Below are 6,805 nucleotides of genomic sequence, written 5' to 3'. Positions count from 1 at the left end.
GAATATTCTGAGCCGCCGCCAACCTCATCCTGCCGAGCTTTTTCCCGCTCTTGGTTGAGACGGGCTACTTGGGCTTCTAGGTCTTGGATACGGTGCAGCAACTGCTCGATAGCGCGCCCCACCGGGTCGGGCATGAGATGGTGGTCTAAGTCGATGCCATGGGCAGGGATGCGGCGTTGATGGGGTGGGATGACCGCCCGCCCTGGGATCCCGACCACCGTCATGCCGGGAGCCACATCCTGAATCACGACCGCGTTGGCCCCGATCCGGGCTTTTTCGCCAATGCGAACCGGCCCCAAAATCTTTGCCCCCGTGCCGACAATCACTCCGTTTTCCAGGGTGGGGTGCCGCTTGCCCTTGCTCCAAGAGGTACCTCCCAGAGTGACCCCGTGGTAAAGGGTAACATCGTCGCCAATCTCCGCCGTCTCGCCGATCACCACCCCACAGCCGTGGTCGATGAAAAAGCGCCGCCCAATCTGGGCTGCCGGGTGAATTTCGATCAAGGTGAAAGAACGAGCGAAGAAACTGATCACCCGCGCCAGAAAAAACCAGCGCCGTTTCCATAGCCAGTGGGCGATGCGGTGCAGAAACAAAGCATGCACGCCAGGATAGGTGAAAATCACCTCCCAGCGATTGCGCGCCGCCGGATCCCGCTCGAAGACGCAATCAACATCTTCCCAAAATTGCTGCCAAAACCCCAGCTTTGGCTCCGGCTTGCCGGAAGGGAGAGCATCGCTCGCCTCTGTTTGGGGGCTTTCCACCGCCGGCTGCGAGGACTCCGTCTCGCTGACGCGATTGGCCTTTGTCAGCATGAATGGTCTCCGTTGAGGAACCTCCACTGCTTCCCCTTCTAGCATTTTTTGCCAGCAGCCAGAAGCGATCTCCCGCGCAAGGGGGATCTCTGCCGGATTAAGCTCAAACAAAGCTTCCTTCTACCTCAAGCCTCTACCCAACTGCTGAGCCACCAGTTGCCCAATCGCCTGCGCGGCTCCCGGCCTTCCCCCCAGCCGCTGCAATTCCGTCTGCATCTGCTGGCGTCGTTGGGGATCCTCCAACAGAACTCGCAGTTGTTCGGCCACGGCCAGCGGGCGCAAATGGCCCCGCAACTCCGGCACCACCTCTTGCCCGGCCCAGATGTTCGGCCAAGCCAAGTGGTTTAGCCACCGCAGGGCAATCCTGTTGATAAGGCGAGCCAACCCCGTACCCAGGCCAGGCAGGCGGGCCAGCAGGCCGAGGATCCCATCCCAGGCGCGCATTGCCTCCAGCTTGTTGGTGGGGATCACCACTACCATCGGCACCCCCAAATAGGCCAGCTCGGCGGTGTTGGCACCAACAGTGGTCAGACAGAGATCGCAGTTGGCCAGCACAGAATAGGCAGGAAAGCTTGTCCACAATTGCACAATGCTGCCAAAGGGGGTGACAAATTGGGAGCCCAGATTGGTTTGCTCCAGGATGGCCGAGGTGCCATAGATTACAGCCATGTCGGGGTTGAGCTTAGGATGGGCATAGCCGGCCAGCGACTGAGGCGTTTGTCCTGGGGCCACCGGGATCACGAAGCGGACATTGGGCAGCATCTGTCGCAGCTCATCGGCTACGGCCAACACCAGCGGTACCCCCAGAGAAAGCTTGGCCGGTTTGGAGCCGGGGAGCAATCCCACCTGATAGTGGGTGCGGTTGCCATCGCTCAGGCGCTGCCAGCCACGCGGTAGCCATTCTCCATCGCTGCAGCGGTGCTCCACCCGTTCCAGCGCGGTCTTGGCAGGCTCCATCCCACTGACAGGGCTGGGAGATGCCTCTTGGAGCGGGCCGAAAACTTGAGTTAGGGAAGAAAAACCCGCCGTCGGTTTGGCGGCAGGCGGCTGTGGGGATCTGCTGCCAAGCCAGCCGGGAAGGGGCACCCCCGGCAAATAGACGGCGCTGGCCACGCCATCCGCCATCAAATCCCCGACCACGTGCATCTTCTGGGCCCAGCGGTGGCCCAGGAGGCGTCCCCCGTCGTAGCGGCGTTTGATCGCCTCTGTTCGCAGGGCAAAAGCGTCTACCCAAGGTCGCCAACGGGGCCGATGCTCAGCATAGACCACCAGTCGATAGCGCAAGCGGCGAGCGATCCAGACGGCAAAAAACTGATCCCCCCCCAAAAACAGCACCACCCCTCGCCTGGCCCAATCCCAGGCTTCTTCGGTTTGGCCGGTGAGCAAAAAAGCCAGAAAAAAATCGGGATCCTGTACCCGATCCACGTCGATAAACGCTTGGGCTATGCTCATCTCTTGCCCGGAAGCATGGGGGCAAGGGGCAAGCACCAGAGAGAGGCGCGCCTGAGGCAATTGCTGTCGCAATTCCATCACGACTGGACGCACCCAGGTGGTCAGCTCTCCAGGGCCGTTTGAGAGGATGAGAATGTCATAGGGCGGCTCGCTGCCGCTCAGGAGGGCCATCGGGGGCTGAGATCCTTGGAGTTGTCGTCATTGTACAGTTTGCTTGTGGACACGGGCCGCCTCCGCCTGGTTGGCAGGCTGCCGGGATCTAGGGCCTGCAAATTCAGGTTCCCCAATAATCCCAATCCAACGAGCTTGAAAAAGGATCCCTTAGGCCAATAAGGATCCCCCGATCATCCCCGCCAGCAGGATAAACCCTTGCACCACATTTTGGCCGAAGATGGCCGGGTACAGGGTGGGAGGGGGATTGACCTGGTAAAGCTGCCAGGTTTGCCGGGCCCAGAGGAGGGCAGCAATGGCCAGGCTGAGGAAATAAACCCAGTGCAACCTCAGGCTGATCCCCACCCCCAACAGAGCGATGGCGGCACCCAAAAAAAACAGTCCCACCGCCGTCGGCGTCTGTCGCCCGAAAAAACGGGCGCTGGAGTGGATCCCGGCCCGTTCATCGTCTTCCCGATCCGAGAGGGCGTAGACCGTATCAAACCCCAACGTCCACAACACCGTGGCCAGCCACAGCCAGCCCAACCCTTCCTCCCATAGGGGCGTGTTCGGGTCTTGACCGCTCACCGCCGTCCAACTGATGAGCACGGCAAATCCCCAGGCCAGGGACAGCACCAGTTGGGGCACCGGAAACACCCGCTTGGCCGCCGGATAGAGCAGAATCACCGGCACTGCCGCCACACAAAGGGCAAAACTGACCGGGTTGAGAAACAGCGCCAGCCCTGCCGCGCAGGCCAAACTCAGCAGGGCCATCAGGATCCCGACGCCAACCGTCAGCTCCCGGCTGGCCAAGGGGCGGTTGCGGGTGCGCTCCACCAGTGGATCCAAATCCCGATCCCAAAGATCGTTAATGACACAGCCCGCCCCACTGGTGGCCAAGCTGCCCAAAATCAGGATCCCGATCAACGGCCAGGGGGGCGTTCCCCGCCCGGCCAAAAAGGCCCCCCACAGGGCCGGGATCATCAAAATCAATCGCCCTGCCGGCTTGTGCCAGCGCAGCAGCCGCAGAACGGCCCCGCCGGTGGCCCAGAGTGGGGCAGCCATAGCCAGTTTCCGGCCCAAAAGCGTGAGTTGCCGAGGGGTGTGGGCTTGACATCCTCTCCCGCTAGGCCCCGACGAGCCGTAGAGGGGAGATTCCCAGACTTCACGATCTGGGTTTCCGCTTCCTTCCCCTGCGAGTTTTTCGTAGTTGCCCTCTAGACTCATGTCTATCAGGTCTTACACTCACTCCACAGACTGTCACCGACTGTCCAGCAGCCAAAAGGTTGATGGCAGCATTGATATCCCGGTCATGGTGTGTCCTACATTGAGGTCACTCCCCTTACACAGCCCAGGGTTTCTTGCTCAGCAGTTGGGAAGAAGCGGTAGCGGAAGGCTCGTTCAGCCACACCTCACACTATAGCGCAGCCGATGTGAGGCTATCCTACTATTTGCTGGGTTCAGGGATATTGTTCGCGTTAGCGATGTGTAGCACTAACCCAAGACAAGAAGCCTCAAACTTACAGACTCGAGCCTAGGCCTACATAGGAACCGTAGAAGAAAAGCCCGACCACAGTGAGCACTCCCAAACCGGCAATCACGGCTACTATCCACAGAGGAATCCTTGCTTGACTGGTCATAGCAACTGGTCTCCAATAGAAAAAGACAAAACTGGCAGAAATTGCAGCCTCAAGTAAAAGAAATAAGGGCCAGCCAGAAGCCAACGTTGCTCCTTCTTGCCCTCTCTCAACCCCAAGAGCAGAATAATGTAACTCTGGCCTCAGTTGAGAAAGTAGCTAGAGAACAACAGCCCAACCACGAACACCAACAACAAACCCAGGTACAGGGAAGTGCGGTTTAGCTCCACCGGTTGGGTGTTGGGATTCTTTTCGGGTTGATCAGCCATTGGGTTCACCGTTGAATAAACTGCATCGCAGCAATAGCTCCCAAAAAGAAAACAGTTGGGATCGCCAAAGTGTGCACCGCCAGCCAACGGACGGTAAAAACAGGGTAGAAAACAGGTTCGTCAGATTTGTTGGCCATAGGTCTCATCCTACGCAAAAAAACGATTTATTTACAAATTGAAACAACAAGTGGCTTGCCTGCCCGCAGCCCCTCCTAGCGAGCTAGCCTCTCCAACTGCTCCAGAGCATTGAAGCGGTCGCTGACAATCGGCAGCTCCTGCCGCTCTGCCGTGAAATACTCATTGGGACGCGGGGTACCGAAAATATCATAAGCCAGGCCCGTGCTCACAAAAAGCCAGCCTGCCAAAAACAAAGCGGGAATGGTCAGTGCGTGAATGACCCAGTAGCGGACACTGGTAATGATGTCGGCAAAAGGTCGCTCTCCGGTGCTGCCAGCCATGAAACTCCTCCCTGGGGTAAGGGCAAAAGTGCTTTCTGAACTTTCCGAGTCTATAACACAATGATAAGGATTTGGATGCACAACTACAAGTTATGAGGCAATTGCCCAGGCCCTTTGCCGCCAGGCCAGATCTCATCCCGCATAGGTAAAATCTCTTAGTGGATCCCTGCGGCGAGCTTTTGCACTCGAGTTTTGAGAATCCCACTGCCAAAGGGCGCAATCCCAACTGGTATCGAAGGCTTGAGGACACGGCGGAAGTTTGAGATAAGCTGGCCCTGAGGGGATGTCAACGGAACAGGAGTAACAGCTATGCGGTGCTCGTGGCCCCTAGCTCTGAGTTTGTGTTGGACGCTGGGCTGGTCGAGCGTCAACCTGCCGGCTTGGTCTCAAGGGGTGGAGCAGCAAGCCTCGCTGGCCTGGGCCGATGCCTACGTGGCGGCGCTGGAGCGTCAGACGGATCTGGTGCTCACCCAGGAGCCGCTGTCGGCCACTCTCACCCGACTAGAATTGGCCCAGTGGCTGACGGAGTTTTTCGGCTACATCCCCAACCCCAACCAGGTGCAAGAAATTCGCGATCTCGAGCCCAATACCCCCGACTATTGGACGGCCCAGGCGGTGTTGCAGGCGGGGGCGATGCGCCTGTACGAAGGCAACGAGTTTCGTCCCCAAGGAGATCTCACCCACCTGGAAGCCCTGGCCATTTTGGTGCGGGCCCTGCAACTGCCTGCTCCCAACCAGGCCGATATTGAGCGCTGGATGGCTCTCTACAGCGATGCTGCTGAGGTGCCGGAGGTAGGGCGGGCTTTTGTGGCCATGGCGGGTGAAGCGGGGCTATTGGTGAATGTGCCGGATCCCGCCCGGCTGCGGCCCAATCGGGTGCTGAGCCGAGCTGAGGGGGCGGTGCTGTTACATCAGGCGTTGGTGTATCGCGGTCAGCTTCCACCCTTGTCGCCTCCGGTGGTGCAGTTGCGACCTTCTCCCGCTGCGGTGGCCGAGACCGTCCAACCCGAAATCTCACAAACGCGGGTTATCCCTGAGTCGGGAGTGGTGCCGGCAGGGAAAGCCTTGACCGTTGAGGCCCAGGGCACTCCCAACGGCAGGGCCACGGTGGATATTGGCGACCTGGTGCGGGGTTTGCCCATGGAAGAAGTGCAGCCCGGCTATTACCGCGCCGTTTACACCCTTGGCCCTCAAGACAGTGCCTTTGGCCCCGACATCCGCATCCAACTGAGCCTCAATGGAGTCAGTACCCGCGTTCAGCGGCGGCTCCCTCAACTGGCCCTGGGCAATGTCGCTCCCCCGTCGGTAGAACCGGTGTTTCCTCCCCCCGCCCCTTTGCCGCAGCCGGCTACCCCCGCTCCTCTGACCGCAGCCGGCAACCGCTCTCCACGTATTGAGGCGATTCGACTGGATCCCCAGCGCGACCTAGTGGAAGGGGATATCCTCACCATTGCCATCTGGGGTGACTCGGGAGGGATCGCCCAGTTTGATTTGGGGAATCTGGCCCTGAACCAGCCGATGCGGGAGGTGCGACCCAACCACTACGAGGGCACCTACGTGGTGGCCCCCACCCACCAAGCCAGCAACCCTGTTTTGCGAATTGTGCTCAGCAAAGACGGCCTCAGCCAGGAGTATCGCGAGATCTTCCCTTTTGCAATCGATGGATCCAAGGGAACCCGCTCCACCATTCAGCCAGCTTCTCGGCCTGTCGCTGCTGGGCCGCCTCAGATTTTTAGCATTACCACCAACAGCACCAGCCTGCGCATGGGCGAGATCCTCAAAGTCACGATGCGAGGGGATCCAGGGGGGCGGGCAGCTTTTCGCATCGTCGGGGTGACGCCAGAGGTGGAGATGCGGGAGGTGGCGCCCGGACTCTATGAAACCCAGCAACAACTGCCCTTCAACATGCAGCCGGTCAACAACGGCCTCATCGAGGTGATCCTGGAGCGGGGCGGGCAAAGAGCCACCCAAACCAGCCCCTCGCCGATCACCATCGCTCCCTGAGCAAAACTTGCCGCGCAGCATCG

At 59.6% G+C, this 6,805-nt stretch carries 8 protein-coding genes; 1 reads left to right on the top strand and 7 read right to left on the bottom strand.

What is annotated here, in order from left to right; all coding sequences use genetic code 11:
- The 7 genes from cysE to psbE form a co-directional block, all read right to left on the bottom strand.
- The coding region (gene cysE, locus NW857_RS09895) for a serine O-acetyltransferase (RefSeq protein ID WP_414336438.1) at nucleotides 1-812 on the bottom strand (812 nt) is incomplete at its 3' end.
- A gap of 120 nt (nucleotides 813-932) precedes the next feature.
- Entirely contained in the window at nucleotides 933-2,435 is a 1,503-nt protein-coding gene (locus NW857_RS09890) for a hypothetical protein (RefSeq protein ID WP_414335124.1), read from the bottom strand.
- Nucleotides 2,436-2,585: 150 nt separating this feature from the next.
- Nucleotides 2,586-3,479: a 4-hydroxybenzoate solanesyltransferase gene (locus tag NW857_RS09885; RefSeq protein ID WP_414349276.1), complete on the bottom strand. Its 894-nt coding sequence runs from the start codon at nucleotides 3,477-3,479 to the stop codon at nucleotides 2,586-2,588.
- 455 nt (nucleotides 3,480-3,934) lie between these two features.
- A complete protein-coding gene (locus NW857_RS09880; protein ID WP_414335132.1) occupies nucleotides 3,935-4,054 on the bottom strand; it encodes a photosystem II reaction center protein J in 120 nt (39 codons plus the stop codon).
- Between the two features lie 140 nt (nucleotides 4,055-4,194).
- A complete protein-coding gene (locus NW857_RS09875; RefSeq protein ID WP_011431223.1) occupies nucleotides 4,195-4,320 on the bottom strand; it encodes a photosystem II reaction center protein L in 126 nt (41 codons plus the stop codon).
- A 5-nt stretch (nucleotides 4,321-4,325) separates the two neighbouring features.
- Nucleotides 4,326-4,457 (bottom strand): cytochrome b559 subunit beta, encoded by a 132-nt coding sequence (psbF, locus tag NW857_RS09870; protein ID WP_414335122.1) that lies wholly within the window; start codon nucleotides 4,455-4,457, stop codon nucleotides 4,326-4,328.
- 75 nt (nucleotides 4,458-4,532) lie between these two features.
- Complete coding sequence (gene psbE / locus NW857_RS09865; protein ID WP_414335121.1) at nucleotides 4,533-4,778, bottom strand: cytochrome b559 subunit alpha; 246 nt, start codon at nucleotides 4,776-4,778, stop codon at nucleotides 4,533-4,535.
- Between the two features lie 309 nt (nucleotides 4,779-5,087).
- Between psbE and NW857_RS09860 the strand changes: the two genes are divergently transcribed.
- The gene (locus NW857_RS09860) at nucleotides 5,088-6,782 is read left to right on the top strand and encodes an S-layer protein (RefSeq protein ID WP_414368828.1); all 1,695 of its coding nucleotides are present in this window, start codon (nucleotides 5,088-5,090) and stop codon (nucleotides 6,780-6,782) included.
- The last annotated feature ends 23 nt before the right edge of the window (nucleotides 6,783-6,805 follow it).

Source organism: Synechococcus sp. H55.9 (assembly GCF_047462355.1).
In the GTDB taxonomy this organism is placed as follows: Bacteria; Cyanobacteriota; Cyanobacteriia; order Thermostichales; family Thermostichaceae; genus Thermostichus.
The sequence above is the reverse complement of the archived record's forward strand: the minus strand, read 5'-3'. Positions and strand labels throughout refer to the sequence as shown.